The organism is Ancylobacter mangrovi (genome assembly GCF_024752355.1).
GTDB lineage: Bacteria > Pseudomonadota > Alphaproteobacteria > Rhizobiales > Xanthobacteraceae > Ancylobacter > Ancylobacter mangrovi.
This window is the reverse complement of sequence record NZ_JANTHZ010000009.1, coordinates 19,046-37,703: the sequence shown is the minus strand read 5'-3', so window position 1 is coordinate 37,703 and position 18,658 is coordinate 19,046. Positions and strand designations below refer to the sequence as shown.

Sequence of the window (18,658 nt, the reverse complement as noted above, 5' to 3'; positions counted from 1 at the left end):
TTAGCCGACCACATAAACGATCCCGGCGGGCATCCCCTCCGGGATCGTTTCTTTTTCGGCGTGCCGAAGCGAGGAGCGGGGAGGGCGACATGCGCACGTCGCTTTTTGCCCGCAGAGTTAACGGAGCCTCAACCCGCGCGCGGCTAGGCTCCGCTCCATGATCATTCGCACCCGCTGGCGCTCCTTCTTCCAGACCGTCACCCTGCATCTCGGGGCGGCGGCGCTGATCGGCTATTTCGCCTTCCAGGGCTATAACGGGCAGTACGGGCTTCTGGCCCGACGCCACTTCGAGCAGGAGCTCGCCGACCTCACGGCGCAGCGCGACGACATCCGCTCCCGGCGCGAGGCGCTGGAGGCCAAGGTGGCGCTGCTCTCGCCCGAGCGGATCGACGCCGACACGCTCGACGAGGAGGCGAGGGCGCTGCTCAACCTCGTCAATCCCAAGGATCTCGTTTTGCTGCGCACCCCCGGAACGACGGCGCGCCCGGAATAATCATGCGGAACCGCATTTTCGGCGCAGCGTTGGTATGCCACATACGCAGGGCGGGAAGTGGCGCGATTGCAAAAGCTTAACTTGATGTGAGCTAATTTCGTTCTTAAACTATATTTCAGTTAAAATCCGGAAACCGCTGCGTCTACAGCATGTTGTGCGCTGCAGCATTGCGCTGAAAGCGTAGCGCAGTGTCCGAAGGTGCGTTATTAAGCTCGGCAAATTCCGCAACGAGCTGAGGATGCGCCATGGTAGTTGCCGCCAAGAAATCGGCCGCCAGCAAGACCGTCGCCAAAGCCGCCGCGCCCAAGGGAACTTCCCGGCGTTCGGAGAAGGCCCCGACGGTTCCCGACTTCACCAAGGCGGAAGAGCTCGACGCCTACCGCGACATGCTGAGGATCCGCCGCTTCGAGGAGAAGGCGGGCCAGATGTACGGCATGGGCCTGATCGGCGGCTTCTGCCACCTCTATATCGGCCAGGAAGCGGTCGTGATCGGCATGCAGGCGGCGCTGAAGGATGGCGACCAGGTCATCACCGGCTACCGCGACCACGGCCACATGCTGGCCTGCGGCATGGACCCCAAGGGCGTCATGGCCGAACTCACCGGCCGCCGCGGCGGCTATTCCAAGGGCAAGGGCGGCTCGATGCACATGTTCAGCATCGAGAAGGGCTTCTTCGGCGGCCACGGCATCGTCGGCGCGCAGGTCTCGCTCGGCACGGGCCTCTCCTTCGCCAACCACTACCGCGAGGACGGTGCGGTCTGCCTGACCTATTTCGGCGACGGCGCGGCCAATCAGGGCCAGGTCTATGAGAGCTTCAACATGGCGGAGCTCTGGAAGCTGCCGGTGGTCTACATCATCGAGAACAACAAGTACGCCATGGGCACCGCGGTGAATCGCGCCACCGCCCAGGCGGACTTCTCCAAGCGCGGCAGCTCGTTCAACATTCCCGGCGAGCAGGTCGACGGCATGGACGTGCGCGCGGTGAAGGCCGCCGGCGAGCGCGCGGTCGAGTTCGCCCGCTCCGGCAAGGGCCCCTACATCCTCGAAATGCTCACCTACCGCTATCGCGGCCACTCCATGTCCGACCCGGCCAAGTACCGGTCGAAGGAGGAGGTGCAGAAGATGCGTACCGAGCACGACCCGATCGAACAGGTGCGCGCGCGTCTGCTGGACAAGAAGTGGGCGAGCGAGGACGAGCTCAAGGCGATCGACGCCGAGATCCGCGACGTCATGAACGCGGCTGCCGACTTCGCCTCGCACGATCCCGAGCCGGATGCTTCCGAGCTCTATACCGACGTCCTGCGCTGAGCGGCGGGGCCATCGGATGCTCGTCGAGCTGTTCTGGGCCGCGATCGTCGCCGGGGCGTCTTCCGCCGTGGTGATCTGGGTTCTCGCGACCCGGGCCGCCTTCGGCGTCGTTTCGGCGGGCCATCCGAGCCTCGCAGATCGCATCCGCCTCGTGCTGTGGCCCTTCGGGGTCCGCCACTCGGCCGCGGTGTCCGCCGAAACCGCCGCCAGCTTCAACAAGATGCTGGTCGGCTTCTTCATAGCCCTTCTCGTGGCCATCGCTTCGGTGGCCGTCTACAGCAACCTGACGTTCGTGCCACCCGCACGGATGCAGTGACGCGCGATCTTGCCGAGGAACGCCGCCATGTCGACCGAAATACTGATGCCGGCCCTCTCCCCCACCATGGAGAAGGGCAATATCGCCAAGTGGCTCAAGAAGGAGGGTGACACCGTCAGGTCCGGCGACGTCATCGCCGAGATCGAGACCGACAAGGCGACCATGGAGGTCGAGGCGATCGACGAGGGCACGCTGGGCAAGATCCTGGTTCCCGAGGGCTCGCAGGACGTCGCGGTCAACACGCCGATCGCGGTGATCCTCGCCGATGGCGAGGACGCCAGCGCCATCGGCTCCGCGCCCAAGGCCGCCGAATCGGCCCCGCCGGTGGAAGCCGCCCCGCTCGCTCCCTCGCCGGTGGCGAGCGCTGCGCCGGCGACCCCCGCGAGCGTCACCTCGGCCGTGGCGGCCCCGCCGCAGCCCGAGACGGTGCCCGAGCCCGACGTGCCGGAAGGCACGGAGATGGTGAACCTCACCATGCGCGAGGCGCTGCGCGATGCCATGGCCGAGGAGATGCGCCGCGATGGCGACGTCTTCGTCATGGGCGAGGAGGTCGCCGAATATCAGGGCGCCTACAAGATCACCCAGGGCCTGCTGCAGGAATTCGGCGCCAAGCGCGTCATCGACACTCCGATCACCGAGCATGGCTTCGCGGGCGTCGGCGTCGGCGCGGCGATGGCGGGGCTGAAGCCGATCGTCGAGTTCATGACCTTCAACTTCGCCATGCAGGCGATGGACCAGATCATCAACTCGGCGGCGAAGACGCACTACATGTCGGGCGGGCAGATCGGCTGTTCCATCGTGTTCCGTGGCCCGAACGGCGCGGCGGCGCGCGTCGCGGCCCAGCACAGCCAGGACTTCACCGCCTGGTACAGCCACATCCCCGGCCTCAAGGTGGTCGCGCCCTACACGGCGGCGGACGCCAAGGGCCTGTTGAAGGCGGCGATCCGCGATCCCAACCCGGTCGTGTTCCTCGAGAACGAGATCCTCTACGGCCACTCCTCGCCGGTGCCGAAGCTCGACGACTTCGTGATCCCGATCGGCAAGGCGCGCATCGCGCGGCCCGGCAAGGACGTCACGCTTGTCGCCTGGTCGATCGGCATGAACTACGCGCTCAAGGCGGCCGAGGAGCTCGCCAAGCTCGGCATCGACGCCGAGGTGATCGACCTGCGCACCATCCGCCCGATGGACGTCGATTCGATCGTCGCCTCGGTGCAGAAGACTGGGCGCTGCGTCACGGTCGAGGAGGGCTGGCACCAGTCCGGCGTCGGCGCCGAGATTGTCGCCCAGCTCATGGAGAAGGCGTTCGACTATCTCGACGCCCCCGTGCTGCGCGTCACCGGCAAGGACGTGCCCATGCCCTACGCCGCCAATCTCGAAAAGCTCGCCCTGCCGTCGGTGCAGGAGGTCGTCGAGGCCGCGCGGGCCGTCACCTATCGCTGAGGCGGGAGTTCGCTATGTCCATCGACATTCTGATGCCTGCCCTGTCTCCGACCATGGAGAAGGGCAACCTCGCCAAATGGCTGAAGAAGGAAGGCGACAAGGTCGCGCCGGGTGACGTGATCGCCGAGATCGAGACCGACAAGGCGACCATGGAGGTCGAGGCGATCGACGAAGGCACGCTCGCCAAGATCATGGTGCCGGAAGGCTCGGCCGACGTGCCGGTGAACCAGCTCATCGCTGTGCTCGCCGCCGATGGCGAGGATGTGAGCGCGGTCGCCGCCAGCGCCGGTTCCGCGCCCGCGCCGGAAGCCCCGAAGGCCGAAGCGCCCAAGGCAGAGGCGCCCGCCGCGGAGGCCCCGAAGGCTCCCGAGCCGGCGCCTGCCGCGGCTCCCGCCGTCGCCGCGCCGACCGCTCCGGCGCCCGGCGTCGCGCCGGTGCCGGCGGCCGCTGCTTCCGGCAACCGCGTCTTCGCCTCGCCGCTGGCCCGTCGCCTCGCCAAGGAGAAGGGGATCGACCTCTCGGCCGTCGCCGGCTCCGGCCCGCATGGCCGCATCGTCGCCGCCGATATCGCCGGCGCGACGCCCGGAGCCGCCAAGCCGGCCGCTGCGGCGCCGGCGGCCGCGCCCGCTCCGGCGGCGGCTCCCGCGGCACCTGCCGCCGCCGCTGCCGCGCCGGTCTCCGCCAGCGCGGTGCTTGAGCAGGCCAAGGCGTTCTACGAGCCCGGCACCTATGAGGAGGTGCCGCTCGACGCCATGCGCCGCGTCATCGCCCAGCGCATGACCGAGGCCCGGCAGACCGTCCCGACCTTCTACCTCACCGTCGACTGCGACGTGGACGAGTTGCTCAAGCTTCGCGAGATGCTGAACAAGCAGGCGCCGGAGAAGGACGGCAAGGCCGCCTACAAGCTCTCGGTCAACGACTTCGTCATCAAGGCCTACGCACTCGCCTTCCAGCAGGTGCCGGACGCCAACATGGTGTGGGGCGGCGATCGCTACCTCAAGCTGAAGCACTCCGACATCGGCGTCGCGGTGGCGATCGACGGCGGCAAGGGCCTTTTGACCCCGATCATCCGCAAGGCCGAGATCAAGACCCTGTCGGCGATCTCCAACGAGACCCGCGACCTCGCCATCCGCGCTCGCAACAAGAAGCTGGCGCCGAACGAGTATCAGGGCGGATCGTCGGCGATTTCCAACCTCGGCATGTTTGGAATCAAGGACTTCACGGCGATCATTAATCCGCCGCATGCAACGATCCTCGCCGTCGGCACGAGCGAGCAGCGCGCCGTCGTGCGCAAGGGCGAGCTCACCATCGCCACCCAGATGACGGTGACGATTTCCTGCGACCACCGGGTGATGGACGGCGCCATGGGCGCCCAGCTGATCGGCGCCTTCAAGCAGATCATCGAAAACCCGATGTCGATGCTGGTGTGAGGAACGAGATGGCCACGAATTACGACGTCCTCATCATCGGTTCCGGTCCCGGCGGCTATGTCGGCGCCATCCGCGCCGCCCAGCTCGGGCTTAAGGTCGCTGTCGTCGAGCGCCAGTACATGGGCGGCATCTGCCCGAACTGGGGCTGCATCCCGGCCAAGGCGCTGCTGCGCTCGGCCGAGATCTTCCACTACATCGAGCACGCCAAGGACTACGGCCTCGTCGCCGAGAAGTTCGGCGTCGACATCGCCGGCGTGGTGAAGCGCTCGCGCGGCATCGCGGCGCAGATGAGCAACGGCGTCGGCTTCCTGCTGAAGAAGAACAAGGTCGACGTGATCTGGGGCCAGGCGACCATCACCGCGCCCGGCAAGGTCTCGGTCGCCGCCACCGACGGCGCCCCGAAGGGCGCGCTCGGCGCCGGCGAGTACACGGCGAAGAACATCGTCATCGCCACCGGCGCCCGCCCGCGCGTGCTGCCGGGCATCGAGCCGGACAAGAAGCTGATCTGGACCTATTTCGAGGCGCTGGCCCCGGCGAGCGTGCCGAAGTCGCTGCTGATCATGGGCTCGGGCGCCATCGGCGTCGAATTCGCCTCGTTCTACAAGGCGATGGGCTCGGACGTGACGATCGTCGAGCTACTGCCGCAGATCCTCCCCGTCGAGGACGAGGAGATCGCCGAGCACGCGAGGAAGCGGTTCGAGAAGCAGGGCATCAAGATCCTCACCGGCGCCAAGGTGTCGAAGGTGGTGAAGGGCGCGGATAATGTCACCGCGACCGTCGAGACCGCCGACGGTAAGAGCCAGGCGATCACCGCCGACCGGCTGATCGCCGCGGTCGGCGTGGTCGGCAATGTCGAGAATCTCGGCCTCGAGGCGGTCGGCGTGAAGACCGACCGCGGCTGCGTCGTCATCGACGGGCTGTGCCGCACCAACGTGCCGGGCATCTGGGCCATCGGTGACGTCGCCGGCCCGCCCATGCTCGCCCACAAGGCCGAGCACGAGGGCGTCATCTGCGTCGAGGCCATCGCCGGCAAGCATGCCCATCCGATGGACAAGCTGATGATCCCCGGCTGCACCTACTGCATGCCGCAGGTCGCCTCGGTCGGCCTTACCGAGAAGAAGGCCAAGGAAGCGGGCTACGAGGTCAAGGTCGGCCGCTTCCCCTTCATCGGCAACGGCAAGGCGGTGGCGCTCGGAGAGGCGGACGGCCTCGCCAAGACCATCTTCGACGCCAAGACCGGCCAGCTTCTCGGCGCGCATCTCGTCGGCGCGGAGGTGACCGAGCTGATCCAGGGCTTCGTGGTGGCGATGAATCTCGAGACCACCGAGGAAGAGCTGATCAACGCCGTCTTCCCGCATCCGACGGTTTCTGAGACGATGCACGAGAGCGTGCTCAACGCCTATGGGCGCGCCATCCACATCTGACGCGGGCGGACCGGCGCGGGGGCAGGGGCGTTTCATGGAGACGGAAACCTATTCGGCCTTGAACCAGCCGGGCGTCGGCTGGTTCGCCATGATCGTCATCGGCCTGCTGGCCGGATGGATCGCGGAGAAGGTGACGGAGAGCGACCACGGCCTGCTCACCAACCTGCTGTTCGGCCTGGTCGGCGCCTTCCTCGGCAAATACCTCGCCGAGATGGCGGCGATCCCGATCTTCGGCTTCTTCCGCACGCTGATCGCCGCGACGGTCGGCGCCATCATCGTCCTGTTCGTCTGGCGCAAGATTCGCGGGCGCTAGGCTCCGCCATGCGTTGCGCAGGGGGCGGCTGCGTGCGCGAAGCCCTTTCGCATCGGCCGGTGCGGGCTTAACTGTGGGGCATCCGCTCCCCGATGAGGCAACGGAAAGCGAATGGTCGTCGTTCTCAACACCCTGAACCGCGCTCTCGAAAAGCCGCGTCATCCCGAGAAGGCGAAGCGCGCCGAGACGCCGGCGCTGAAGAAGCCGGACTGGATCCGTGTGCGCGCGCCCGGCACGCCGGGCTGGGCCGAGACGGCCTCGATCGTGCGCGCCAACGGCCTCGTCACCGTGTGCGAGGAGGCGAGCTGCCCGAACATCGGCGAGTGCTGGCAGAAGAAGCACGCGACCTTCATGATCATGGGGGATACGTGCACGCGCGCCTGCGCCTTCTGCAACGTGCGCACCGGCATGCCCGCCCCGCTCGACCAGGACGAGCCGCAGAAGGTGGCCGACGCGGTCGCCCGGCTCGGCCTCGAGCACGTGGTCATCACCTCGGTGGACCGCGATGACCTCGCCGATGGCGGCGCCGAACATTTCGCCCGCACCATCCGGGCGATCCGCGCCACCAGCCCGAAGACCACGATCGAGATCCTGACCCCGGACTTCCTGCGCAAGGACGGCGCGCTCGAGGTGGTGGTCGAGGCGCGGCCGGACGTGTTCAACCACAACCTCGAATGCGTGCCCTCGCTGTATTTGACGGTCCGCCCCGGCGCCCGCTATTTCCACTCGCTGCGCCTGCTGCAGCGGGTGAAGGAGCTCGACCCGTCTATCTTCACCAAGTCCGGCATCATGGTCGGGCTCGGCGAGGAGCGGAACGAGGTGCTGCAGCTCATGGACGACCTGCGCTCGGCCGATATCGACTTCATCACCATCGGCCAGTATCTCCAGCCGACCCGCAAGCACCACGCGGTGATGGCCTTCGTCACGCCGGAGGAGTTCAAGTCCTACGAGACGATCGCCTACACCAAGGGCTTCCTGATGGTCTCGTCGAGCCCGCTGACGCGCTCGTCGCACCATGCGGGCGAGGACTTCACCCGGCTGCGCGCCGCCCGCGAGGCCAAGCTCGGCGTCATGGGCAAGGGCGCGATGGACAAGGACGCGGCGCCCACCGCCGCGCAGGTCGCGGCAGCCGCCCCGGCGACCGCCTGAGCGATGCCGTCCTTCCGCAACAAGCGGCACGTCCGCCATTCCGCGAATGACATGTTCGACCTCGTGGCCGATGTCGAGCGCTACCCCGAATTCGTGCCGCTGTGCGCGAGCCTGCACGTGCGCCGCAAGGTGGCGAGCGGCGAGGGGGTAGAGATCCTCGTCGCCGATATGAGCGTCGCCTACAAGATGCTGCGCGAGAACTTCACCAGCCGCGTGACGCTGGACCGGCCGCGCTTCGCCATCACCGTCGAATATCTCGACGGGCCGTTCAGTCGGCTGGAGAATCGCTGGACCTTCCGGCCCAACGGCGAGCACGCCTGCGATGTCGAATTCTTCATCTCCTACGAGTTCCGCTCGCGCACGCTCGGCCTGCTCATGGGGGCGATGTTCGACGCCGCCTTCCGCCGCTTCGCCGAGGCGTTCGAGAAGCGGGCGGATGAGGTCTATGGCCGTCAGGGCGTGACGGGTTCCTGAGCCGCGAGCTCGGCCAGCATGGCGAGCGCGGTGAGTACCGAAAGCTGCCTCACGCCTGTGCGATCCTCGCCGGCGAAGACCTCCCGCCGCTCGATCATCTTCCCCGCCGCCGTCACCGCCGCGAAATGCACGAGCCCGACCGGCTTCGAGGCCGACCCGCCGCCCGGCCCGGCAATGCCGGTGATCGCCACGCCGAGCGAGGTACGGGCGATGCGCAGCAGACCGGAGACCATCTCGCGCGCCGTCTCGGCACTCACCGCGCCATGGGCGTCGAGCGTCGCGGCGGCGACGCCGAGCACCTCGCGCTTGGCCGCGTTCGAATAGGTGACGAAGCCGCGGTCGAGCACGTCCGAGGAGCCGGCGATGTCGGTCAGCGCGCCCGCGACCAGGCCGCCGGTGCAGGATTCCGCCGTCGCGACGGTCAGGCGCCGCGCCCGGCACAGGTCGAGCACGCGGATCGCCTCGAGATCGATCGCATCGGTCCGCTCGTTCATCCCGTCATCCTCGCTGGCTGGCCCGGCGGCAGTCTAACCGTTCGACGCTCAGTCTATCCAGGGCAGGCGGACCGTGGCACTCGCCATCGCCGCGATGCCCTCGCGCCGACCGGTGAAGCCGAGCTTCTCGCTGGTGGTCGCCTTGACGCTGACCCGGGCCAGCGAGATGCCGGCGATCTGCGCGATCCGCTCGCGCATCGCCTCGCGATGCGGGCCGATCTTCGGCGCCTCGCAGATCACGGTGGCGTCGAGATGGGCCACCAGCCCGCCGGCCGCCTTCACCAGCGCCACCGCATGGGCGAGGAAGAGGTCGGAGGAGGCGCCCTTCCATTGCGGATCGGAGGGCGGGAAGTGGTGGCCGATATCGCCGCTACCGATCGTGCCGAGCAGCGCGTCGGTGAGTGCATGCAGCACCACGTCGGCATCGGAATGCCCGCTGAGCCCCTGCTGATGGGGAATGCGCACGCCGCCGAGCACCACATGGTCGCCAGGCCCGAAGGCGTGGACGTCGAAGCCGGTCGCGCTGCGGACATCGGCGAGTTCGAGGGCGACATGGCGTTCGGCGGTCACGAAATCCTCGGGGGTCGTCAGCTTGGTGTTGGCGGGATCGCCGGGGAAGGTGGCGACCCGGTGGCCCGCCGCCTCGGCGACCGCCGCGTCGTCGGTGAGGTCGTCCGCTCCCGCGCGGGCGCGGTGGGCGGCGCGAATCAGCTCGTAGCGGAAGCTCTGCGGTGTCTGCACGCTGCGAAGGCCGCCGCGGTCGGGGCCGGCGCCGACGAATCCGGGCTCGCCCACCGCCTTGATCGTGTCGACCAGCACCAGCGCGGGCACCGCCGCGCCGTGGCGCTCCGCCGCCGCGATGGCATCGGCGACGAGGCGCGCCGAGACGAAGGGGCGGGCGGCGTCGTGGATCAGCACCAGGTCCGGCGGGTCGTCCGCCAGCGCCTCGAGCCCCGCACGCACCGAAGCCTGCCGCGTAGCGCCGCCGGCGACCGGCGCGAGCACGCCCTCGAGCCCCGCCATGGCCTCGGCGCACCAGGGCGCGTGGTCGGGATGGATGACCGGCAGTACGTGGCGAATGCCCGGCCGGCCGAGAAAGGCCTCCAGCGTCCGGCGCAGCACGGCGCGTCCGCCGAGCGGGCGGAACTGCTTGGGTATGCCATCGCCCGCTCTTTGGCCGCTGCCTGCCGCGACCACGATCACGTCCGTCCGCATCACCCCGGGTACCGCCTCGTCCAATGATTGCCGCTTCATCAATCACGGCTTGTCCTGCCGGATCGTTTAGCGCAAAAGCGGGGCACATTTATAAAAGTTTTGACGTATCGTCGTCACGAGGGTTGATGATGGGCGCGCCGTGGCTATTATGTAGGCAGAGCCCTTGAGGCTCATTTCGTGTGCATCGAGTGATCACGGCTTGATCCCTACTGCTTCTGCGATCGTCAATCCCAGCATCGGCCCCGTTCCGGTGCCCAGCATGGTCGTGCTCGCGCCCATGGCCGGCATTACCGACGCACCGTTCCGGCGCATGGCGCTGCGCTACGGCGCGGGCCTCGTCGTGTCGGAGATGGTCGCGTCCCAGGCGCTCGAGGACGGGCACGAGGAGACCGTGCTGCGTGCCGAGGGCGAGGGTGTCGCCATCCACGCCGTCCAGCTCGCCGGCAACGAGCCCGCCTCCATGGCGCGGGCGGCGCGAATCGCCGAAGGCGCGGGCGCGACCATCATCGACATCAACATGGGCTGCCCGGCCAAGCGGGTGACGACCGGGCTCGCGGGCTCGGCGCTGCTGCGCGACCTCGATCTCGCCCAGCGCATCATCGAGGCCGTGGTCGGCGCGGTGAAGGTGCCGGTGACGCTGAAGACCCGGCTCGGCTGGGACGAGGCGCAGACGGTGGCGCCGGAGCTGGCCCGCCGGGCCGAGGCGATCGGCGTCGAGATGATCACCATTCACGGGCGCACACGCTGCCAGTTCTACACCGGCAAGGCGGACTGGGCCGCGATCCGGCAGGTCAGCGAGGCGGTGTCGATCCCGGTGCTGGCCAATGGCGACCTCGTCCATGCCGACGACGCGCCGGCGATGCTCGCCGCCTCCGGCGCCGACGGCGTGATGATCGGGCGCGGGGCGCAGGGGCGCCCATGGTTCCCCGGCCAGGTGGCCGTGCGGCTGAAGGACGGGACCGCCCCCGCCGATCCGGACCTCGCCGAGCAGCGCGACGTGCTGCTGGAGCTCTATGACGGCTGGCTCGGCCATTACGGCCGCGATCTCGGCCTGCGCTGCGCCCGCAAGCACATCGGCTGGGCGCTCGCCGCCGCCGCGCAGAGCGCCGGCCGGCCGGCCGAGGCGGCCAGTGCGTGGCGCCGACGCCTGCTTACGCTCGATACGCCCGAAGGGGTCGTTGCCGGCATCGTCGACGCGTTCGATGATCTCGCCGGGGACGGGCCCGCCCGGGACGACCTTGATTGGAGTGCCGCAGCATGACGTCGGCGTCGTCGGAACGCCCCGCGCCCGTGATCCCGACCGCCGAGGCCGTGGTCAACGCGCTTCCGCATCCGGTCATAACGGTCGCGGAAGACGACCGCATGGTCGACGCCAATGTCGCGGCCGAGGCATTCTTCGAAGCCTCGCTCGCGGTGCTTCAGCGCCACCGCCTGCAGGAATTCGTGCCGTTCGGCAGCCCGATCCTGGCGCTGGTCGAGCAGGTGCGCACGCGCGGCGCGGCGGTGAACGAGTATCGCGTCGACCTCGGCACGCCGCGCAATGGCGGCGAGCGCATCGTCGACATCCATGTCGCGCCGCTGCCCGAGGTGCCGGGGCACGTCGTCATCATGCTCCAGGAACGGACCATCGCCGACAAGATGGACCGCCAGCTCACCCATCGCGGCGCGGCGCGCTCGGTCACCGCGCTGGCGGCGATGCTGGCGCACGAGATCAAGAACCCGCTGTCCGGCATTCGCGGCGCGGCGCAGCTTCTGGAGCTCTCCGCCAGCGACGACGACCGCTCGCTGACCCGCCTCATCACCGAGGAGGCGGACCGCATCGTCAAGCTGGTCGACCGCATGGAGGTGTTCTCGGACGAGCGCCCGATCGAGCGAGAGCCGGTGAACATCCACGCGGTGCTGGAGCATGTGCGCACGCTCGCCTCGTCCGGCTTCGCCCGGAACATCCGCTTCGTCGAGGAATACGACCCCTCGCTGCCGCCGGTGCTGGCCAATCGCGACCAGCTCATCCAGGTGTTCCTCAACCTCGTGAAGAACGCCGCCGAGGCGGTGAGCGACGTGCCGGATGCCGAGATCCAGCTCACCACCGCGTTCCGGCCGGGCGTGCGGCTGATGGTGCCCGGCGCCCCGGCGCGGGTGAGCCTGCCGCTCGAATTCTGCGTCAAGGACAATGGCCCGGGCGTGCCCGAGGACCTGATGCCCCACCTGTTCGATCCCTTCGTGACCACCAAGCCGACCGGAACCGGCCTTGGCCTCGCCCTGGTGGCGAAGATCGTCGGCGACCACGGCGGGATCATCGAATGCGACAGCCAGCCGCGCCGCACCACGTTCCGGGTTCTCATGCCCATGTATCGCGGTGGCCGCGGTAACGAGAAGAGTTGAGAGCGCCATGCCGACGGGAAGTATCCTGGTTGCCGATGACGATGCCGCCATCCGCACCGTGCTCAATCAGGCTCTGTCGCGGGCAGGCTATGAGGTGCGCTCCTGCGGCAATGCCGCGACCCTGTGGCGCTGGGTGAGCCAGGGCGACGGCGACCTCGTCATCACCGACGTGGTGATGCCGGACGAGAATGCCTTCGACCTGCTGCCGCGCATCAAGAAGGTGCGCCCGGACCTGCCGGTCATCGTCATGAGCGCGCAGAACACCTTCATGACGGCAATCCGTGCCTCGGAGAAGGGCGCCTACGAGTACCTGCCCAAGCCCTTCGACCTGAAGGAGCTGATCGCCATCGTCGGGCGGGCGCTGTCGGAGCCGAAGAAGCCCGACGCGGCGCTGAAGCCCGGCGGCGACGACGTCGACAACATCCCGCTGGTCGGCCGCTCGCCGGCGATGCAGGACATCTACCGGGTGCTCGCCCGGCTGATGCAGACCGACCTCACGGTCATGATCGCGGGCGAGAGCGGCACCGGCAAGGAATTGGTGGCGCGCGCGCTGCACGACTACGGCAAGCGCCGCAACGGCCCGTTCGTCGCCATCAACATGGCGGCGATCCCGCGCGACCTGATCGAATCCGAGCTGTTCGGCCACGAGAAGGGCGCGTTCACCGGCGCCAATGCCCGCTCGGCCGGCCGCTTCGAGCAGGCCGAGAGCGGCACGCTGTTCCTGGACGAGATCGGCGACATGCCGATGGAGGCGCAGACCCGCCTGCTGCGCGTGCTGCAGCAGGGCGAGTACACGACGGTCGGCGGGCGAACCCCGATCAAGACCGACGTACGGATCGTCGCGGCCACCAACAAGGACCTGCGCATCCTCATCCAGCAGGGCCTGTTCCGCGAGGATTTGTTCTTCCGTCTCAACGTCGTACCGCTGCGTCTTCCTCCTCTGCGCGAGCGCACAGAGGACGTGCCGGACCTGGCGCGCCACTTCTTCCTTCAGGCCGAGCGCGAGGGACTGCCGAGCAAGCAGATCGACGCCGCCGCGCTCGACCGGCTGAAGCGCTACCGCTGGCCGGGCAATGTGCGCGAGCTGGAGAACCTGATCCGCCGGCTCGCCGCGCTCTACCCGCAGGAGATCATCACCGCCTCCATCATCGAGGCGGAGCTCTCGACCCCGATCTCGACCTCGGCGACCGAGGAATCGAGCCAGGACGAGACGCTCTCCTCCTCGGTGGAGCGGCACCTGAACGCCTATTTCGGCGGCTTCGGCGAGAACCTGCCGCCGCCCGGCCTCTATCACCGCATCCTGAAGGACGTGGAGTACCCGCTGCTCTCGGCCGCGCTGGCCGCGACGCGCGGAAACCAGATCAAGGCGGCGGAGCTTCTGGGCCTCAACCGCAACACGCTGCGCAAGAAGATTCGCGATCTGGACATCCAGATCATCCGAACCAGCCGATGAAGGCGACGCCGCCTTCCGGTGAATAAATCCGGGCGGTGGCGTTCAATGTCACATTTTTGCACCAGTGTCGTTTCACTGCATCACCCGTGCGGGCCGACTCTGCGGCTCTTCGGGTGATGAATGACTGATTCCTCCAACCGCGACCTGGACCGGAACGACGCGCCCGACATCGGCGCGCTCGGCTTCCGGTTCTCGCTCTGGGGGCTGGCGCCGCTCGCGGTTCTGCTGGCGCTGATCATCGCGCTGGCGAGCTTCCTGATCCTGATCGGCCTGACCCCGCTGGTGCCGGCGCAGACCGTCGTCATCATCGTGCTGGCGATCAACGGCGTAATGTCGCTGGTGCTGGTCAGCATCATCGGCCGCGAGGTCTGGCGCATCGTCAAGGCGCGGCGGCGCGGGCGGGCGGCGGCGCGGCTGCATGTGCGGGTGGTCGGGCTGTTCGGCATCGTCGCCGTGGTGCCGGCGCTGCTGGTGGCGCTGCTCGCCAGCATCACGCTGGACCGCGGCCTCGACCGCTGGTTCTCGGTGCGCACGCGGGCCATCGTCGACAATGCGGTGTCGGTGGCGCAGACCTATGTGCGCGAGCACGCCTATTCGATCCGCGGCGACATTCTCGGCATGGCGCGCGACCTGCAGCGCATCCGCCCGCTATGGGACCAGGACCGCAGCCGGTTCCGGCAGGCGCTGACCGCGCAGGCGGTGGTGCGCGGCCTGCCGGCGGCGATGATCATCCAGCGCGACCTCACCATCGTCGATCGGGCGACGATCCGGGTCGGGCGCGAATTCGTGGTGCCGCAGAACCTCCAGCTCAAGGATGCGACCGACGAGCAGCCGCTGATCTACCTGCCGAACGACGCGGACTTCGTCGGCGCGGTGATCCCGCTGAAGGATTTCGGCGGCCTGTTCCTCTATGTGGCGCGCCCGATTGACCCGCGCGTCATCGAATATCTCAAGGAAACGCAGGCGGCAGTTGCGGATTATCGCAATCTCGAGCAGCAGCGATTCGGCGTGCAGGTGGCCTTCGCGCTGCTCTATGCGGTGATCTCGCTCACCGTGCTGCTCTGCGCGGTCTGGCTCGGCATCCACTTCGCCAACCGACTGGTCGCGCCGATCCGACGGCTGATCGGCGCCGCCGACCTGGTGGCGGCGGGCAATCTCTATGTCGAGGTGCCCGTGCGCCGCTCCGAGGGCGACCTGTCGAGCCTCGCCGAGACCTTCAACAAGATGACCCAGGAACTGCGCACCCAGCGCAACGACCTGGTGCAGGCGCGCGACCAGATCGACACCCGCCGCCGCTTCACCGAGGCGGTGCTGTCGGGGGTCGGGGCAGGGGTCATCGGCCTCGATTCGACCGGGCGCATCTCGATCATCAACCGTCCGGCCGAGAAGCTCCTCGGCGTCACCGAGGCCGAGGTGCTGGGCACCGAACTCGGCGCGGTGATCCCCGAGATCGCCTCCCTGCTGGCCGAGGCGATGCAGCCCGACCAGCGCAGCGCACAGGGCAACACCACCCTGACCCGCAACGGGCGCGACCGGGTGATCGCGGTGCGCGTCACCACGGAGCAGTCGCGCGAGGCCGACCATGGCTGGGTGGTGACGCTCGACGACATCACCGAGCTGGTGCTGGCGCAGCGCTCCTCGGCCTGGGCCGACGTCGCCCGGCGCATCGCCCACGAGATCAAGAATCCGCTGACGCCGATCCAGCTTTCGGCCGAGCGGCTGCGCCGGCGCTACGGCAAGGTGATCGGCGAGGACCGCGAGGTCTTCGACCAGTGCACCGACACCATCATCCGTCAGGTCGGCGACATCGGCCGCATGGTGGACGAGTTCTCCTCCTTCGCCCGCATGCCCAAGCCCGTGGTCGAGGACCAGGACGTGGCGGAGACGACGCGGCAGGTGGTGTTCCTGATGCGGGTCGGCAATCCCGATATCGCCATCGACTTTGCCGTGCCGGACACGCCGGTGATCGCCCGCTTCGACCGCCGGCTGATCTCGCAGGCGCTGACCAACATCATCAAGAACGCCACCGAGGCGCTCGCCGCCGTTCCTCCCGAGGAGCGCACCGAGCCCGGGCGCATCAAGGTCGACCTCACGGGCGACGAGCGCATGGTGGCGATCGACGTCATCGACAACGGCAAGGGGCTGCCGACCGAGAACCGGCAACGGTTGCTCGAGCCCTATGTGACGACGCGCGAGAAGGGCACCGGGCTCGGCCTCGCCATCGTCGGCAAGATCATGGAAGAGCACGGCGGCGGCATCGAACTGCTGGACGCGCCGGAGGGGCAGGGGGCATGGATCCGCCTGACCTTCGCGCGCGACGGCGGCCCGGCGACCGCGGCCCTCGCTGCCGGCAACGGCAGACTGGCTGGCTAAAGGAGAACGGACTCATGGCGACCGACATTCTGATCGTCGACGACGAGGCCGACATTCGCGGACTGGTGGCCGGCATCCTCGAGGACGAGGGCTATGGCTGCCGCACGGCGAAGGACAGCGACGAGGCGCTCGCCGCCATCGAGGCGCGCCGCCCGCATCTGGTGTTCCTCGACATCTGGCTGGAGCGCTCCAAGCTCGACGGCCTGCAGCTTCTCGAGCTGATCAAGAAGCACCACCCGGACGTGCCGGTGGTGATGATCTCGGGCCACGGCACGATCGAGACCGCGGTGGCGGCGATCAAGCAGGGCGCCTACGACTTCATCGAGAAGCCGTTCAATTCCGACCGCCTGATCCTCGTCGCCGAGCGCGCTCTGGAGACGCTGCGGCTCAAGCGCGAGGTGAAGGACCTCAAGCAGCGCGCGCCGGTCGCGCAGCAGCTCGTGGGCAAGTCATCGGTGATGAACCAGCTCCGGCAGGCGATCGAGCGGGTCGCCCCGACCAACAGCCGCATCATGATCGTGGGCCCCTCCGGCGCCGGCAAGGAGCTGGCGGCGCGGATGATCCATGCCGCCTCGGGGCGGGCCAACGGGCCGTTCGTGGTCATCAACGCCGCCGCCATCACGCCCGAGCGGATGGAGGTCGAGCTGTTCGGCATCGACGAGGCGAGCGGGCAGGGGCGCCAGACCGGCGCGCTCGAGGAAGCCCATGGCGGCACGCTGTTCATCGACGAGATCGCCGACATGCCGCGCGAGACTCAGAACCGCATCCTGCGCGTCCTCGTCGACCAGAACTTCCTGCGCGTCGGCGGCGCGACCCGCGTCTCCGTGGACGTGCGGATCATCTCCTCGACCGCGCGCAACCTCGAGAAGGAGATCGCCGAGGGGCGGTTCCGTGAGGACCTCTACCACCGGCTCGGCGTGGTGCCGATCCGGGTGCCGCCGCTGGCCGAGCGCCGCGACGACGTGCCGGAGCTGGTGCAGTTCTTTCTCGACCAGATTTCGCAAGGCACCGGCCTGCCGCGCCGACGCATCGCCGACGACGCGCTCGCCGTGCTGCAGTCGCACGACTGGCCGGGCAATGTCCGCCAGCTCCGCAACAATATCGAGCGGCTGCTGATCCTCGCCTCCGGCGAGGCCGAGGCGCCGGTGACGGCCGACATGCTGCCGCCCGATGTCGGCTCGCTGGTGCCGAGCCTGCCGAACGGCAATGGCGGCGAGCACCTGATGGGCCTGCCGCTGCGCGACGCGCGCGAGGTGTTCGAGCGCGAATATCTCGTGGCCCAGATCAGCCGCTTCGGCGGCAACATCTCGCGCACCGCCGAGTTCGTCGGCATGGAGCGCTCGGCGCTCCACCGCAAGCTCAAGGCGCTCGGCATCGGCTGAGGACCAGCCGAGGGCCCGCCCGCCTCAGTCGGTGAGGAAGTCCGCCGCCACCTGCGCCACCGAGGCGAACACCGCGTCGGTCTCCGCCTGCTTGAGGGTGATCTCCTTCATATAGGCGGCGATCACCACCGGGGCGCGGTCGGGCGGCCACGCGATGGCGACGTCGTTGGCCGCGCCGGTCGTCGTTCCGGTCTTGTCGCCCGCCTTCCAGTCCTTCGGCAACCCGGCGCGCAGGCGCTTGCCGCCGGTCTGGCTGGCGATCAGCCAGTCGGCGAGCTGCTGGCGCGAGCCGGGCTGGAGCACGTCGCCGGTGACCAGGCGGCGCACGTCCTCGGCCATCGCGGCGGGGGAGGTGGTGTCGCGCCGGTCGCCGGGCTTCACGTCGTTGAGCGCGGTCTCCCAGCGGTCGAGCCGGCTGGTCTCGTCGCCAATGCGGCGGGCGAAGGCGGTCAGCCCCTCCGGTCCGCCGATCGTCTTCAGCATGAGGTTGCCGGCGGTGTTGTCGCTCAGCGTTATCGCCGCCTCGCAGATGGCGCCGAGGCTCATGCCCTCGCCGGCGTGCTTCTCCGTGGCCGGCGAATAGGCGACGAGGTCGTCCTTGCCATAGGCGACGACGCCATCCAGCCGGTCCTTGTGCGCGTCCACCCGCTCCAGCACCGCCGCGCCGGCGAGCAGCTTGAACGAGCTCAGCAGCGGGAATCGCTCGTCGGTGCGGTAGCCGACGCGGGTGCCCCAGGCGCAGTCGATGATGCAGATCCCGAGCTTCGCGCCGCCGGCCTTGCGCTCGATCGCCTGAAGCGCCGCGATCAGGTCCGACGGGCCGGTGACGGCCGCGCCAGCCGGGCGCGCGAGAGAGGGAAGGGCGAGCGCGGCAAGGCCGCCGGTGACGAGCTGGCGTCGGTCGATCCGCATGGTGGAAGCCCCCCAGGTCAACTTGCGCGAGATGATCAATATCGACGAGAAGCGTCTGCGGCCGCTCGCGAAGCTGCTATAGAGTGAATCGAACAAGGCAG

At 68.6% G+C, this 18,658-nt stretch carries 16 protein-coding genes and 1 pseudogene; 14 read left to right on the top strand and 3 right to left on the bottom strand.

Annotation, left to right across the window (positions count from 1 at the left end):
• The first annotated feature begins 157 nt into the window (after window positions 1-157).
• The 9 genes from NVS89_RS17855 to NVS89_RS17815 all read left to right on the top strand — a co-directional run bounded on the left by NVS89_RS17855 (window position 158) and on the right by NVS89_RS17815 (window position 8,346).
• Complete coding sequence (locus tag NVS89_RS17855) at window positions 158-493, top strand: FtsB family cell division protein (protein WP_258734111.1); 336 nt, start codon at window positions 158-160, stop codon at window positions 491-493.
• A 245-nt stretch (window positions 494-738) separates the two neighbouring features.
• A complete protein-coding gene (gene pdhA, locus NVS89_RS17850; RefSeq protein WP_258734110.1) occupies window positions 739-1,800 on the top strand; it encodes a pyruvate dehydrogenase (acetyl-transferring) E1 component subunit alpha in 1,062 nt (353 codons plus the stop codon).
• A 16-nt stretch (window positions 1,801-1,816) separates the two neighbouring features.
• On the top strand, window positions 1,817-2,116 hold the full coding sequence (locus NVS89_RS17845) for a hypothetical protein (RefSeq protein WP_258734109.1): 300 nt from the start codon (window positions 1,817-1,819) through the stop codon (window positions 2,114-2,116).
• Between the two features lie 27 nt (window positions 2,117-2,143).
• Entirely contained in the window at window positions 2,144-3,556 is a 1,413-nt protein-coding gene (locus tag NVS89_RS17840; protein ID WP_258734108.1) for a pyruvate dehydrogenase complex E1 component subunit beta, read from the top strand.
• 14 nt (window positions 3,557-3,570) lie between these two features.
• A complete protein-coding gene (locus NVS89_RS17835; protein WP_258734107.1) occupies window positions 3,571-4,986 on the top strand; it encodes a pyruvate dehydrogenase complex dihydrolipoamide acetyltransferase in 1,416 nt (471 codons plus the stop codon).
• Between the two features lie 8 nt (window positions 4,987-4,994).
• Window positions 4,995-6,410, top strand: coding sequence for a dihydrolipoyl dehydrogenase (gene lpdA / locus NVS89_RS17830; protein ID WP_258734106.1), 1,416 nt, complete (start codon window positions 4,995-4,997; stop codon window positions 6,408-6,410).
• A gap of 34 nt (window positions 6,411-6,444) precedes the next feature.
• Window positions 6,445-6,723 carry a GlsB/YeaQ/YmgE family stress response membrane protein gene (locus tag NVS89_RS17825; protein WP_258734105.1) on the top strand — a complete coding sequence of 93 codons (279 nt, stop codon included), beginning with the start codon at window positions 6,445-6,447 and terminating at the stop codon, window positions 6,721-6,723.
• Between the two features lie 111 nt (window positions 6,724-6,834).
• Complete coding sequence (gene lipA, locus NVS89_RS17820) at window positions 6,835-7,872, top strand: lipoyl synthase (protein ID WP_258734104.1); 1,038 nt, start codon at window positions 6,835-6,837, stop codon at window positions 7,870-7,872.
• A 3-nt stretch (window positions 7,873-7,875) separates the two neighbouring features.
• On the top strand, window positions 7,876-8,346 hold the full coding sequence (locus tag NVS89_RS17815) for a type II toxin-antitoxin system RatA family toxin (RefSeq protein WP_258734103.1): 471 nt from the start codon (window positions 7,876-7,878) through the stop codon (window positions 8,344-8,346).
• On the opposite strand, the pseudogene NVS89_RS17810 reads toward NVS89_RS17815, so the two are convergent.
• Together NVS89_RS17810 and NVS89_RS17805 are read right to left on the bottom strand one after the other, a co-directional pair.
• Window positions 8,246-8,840: pseudogene (locus tag NVS89_RS17810) on the bottom strand (CinA family protein). The gene NVS89_RS17815 and the pseudogene NVS89_RS17810 overlap by 101 nt on opposite strands.
• A 48-nt stretch (window positions 8,841-8,888) precedes the next feature.
• Window positions 8,889-10,055, bottom strand: a complete 1,167-nt coding sequence (locus NVS89_RS17805) for a bifunctional 2-C-methyl-D-erythritol 4-phosphate cytidylyltransferase/2-C-methyl-D-erythritol 2,4-cyclodiphosphate synthase (protein ID WP_258734102.1) — start codon at window positions 10,053-10,055, stop codon at window positions 8,889-8,891.
• Window positions 10,056-10,254: 199 nt separating this feature from the next.
• Between NVS89_RS17805 and dusB the strand changes: the two genes are divergently transcribed.
• The 5 genes from dusB to ntrX all read left to right on the top strand — a co-directional run bounded on the left by dusB (window position 10,255) and on the right by ntrX (window position 17,645).
• Window positions 10,255-11,316, top strand: a complete 1,062-nt coding sequence (gene dusB, locus NVS89_RS17800; protein WP_258734101.1) for a tRNA dihydrouridine synthase DusB — start codon at window positions 10,255-10,257, stop codon at window positions 11,314-11,316.
• A complete protein-coding gene (locus tag NVS89_RS17795) occupies window positions 11,313-12,437 on the top strand; it encodes a two-component system sensor histidine kinase NtrB (RefSeq protein WP_258734100.1) in 1,125 nt (374 codons plus the stop codon). The genes dusB and NVS89_RS17795 overlap by 4 nt, the downstream gene beginning before the upstream one ends.
• A gap of 7 nt (window positions 12,438-12,444) precedes the next feature.
• On the top strand, window positions 12,445-13,890 hold the full coding sequence (gene ntrC / locus NVS89_RS17790) for a nitrogen regulation protein NR(I) (protein WP_258734099.1): 1,446 nt from the start codon (window positions 12,445-12,447) through the stop codon (window positions 13,888-13,890).
• A 120-nt stretch (window positions 13,891-14,010) separates the two neighbouring features.
• Window positions 14,011-16,263 (top strand): sensor histidine kinase NtrY-like, encoded by a 2,253-nt coding sequence (locus NVS89_RS17785; protein WP_258734098.1) that lies wholly within the window; start codon window positions 14,011-14,013, stop codon window positions 16,261-16,263.
• Window positions 16,264-16,277: 14 nt separating this feature from the next.
• Window positions 16,278-17,645, top strand: coding sequence for a nitrogen assimilation response regulator NtrX (gene ntrX, locus NVS89_RS17780; RefSeq protein WP_258734097.1), 1,368 nt, complete (start codon window positions 16,278-16,280; stop codon window positions 17,643-17,645).
• A 24-nt stretch (window positions 17,646-17,669) separates the two neighbouring features.
• Here the strand turns inward: ntrX and bla are convergent, their stop codons facing one another.
• Entirely contained in the window at window positions 17,670-18,557 is an 888-nt protein-coding gene (gene bla / locus NVS89_RS17775) for a class A beta-lactamase (RefSeq protein WP_258734096.1), read from the bottom strand.
• Window positions 18,558-18,658 lie beyond the last annotated feature (101 nt).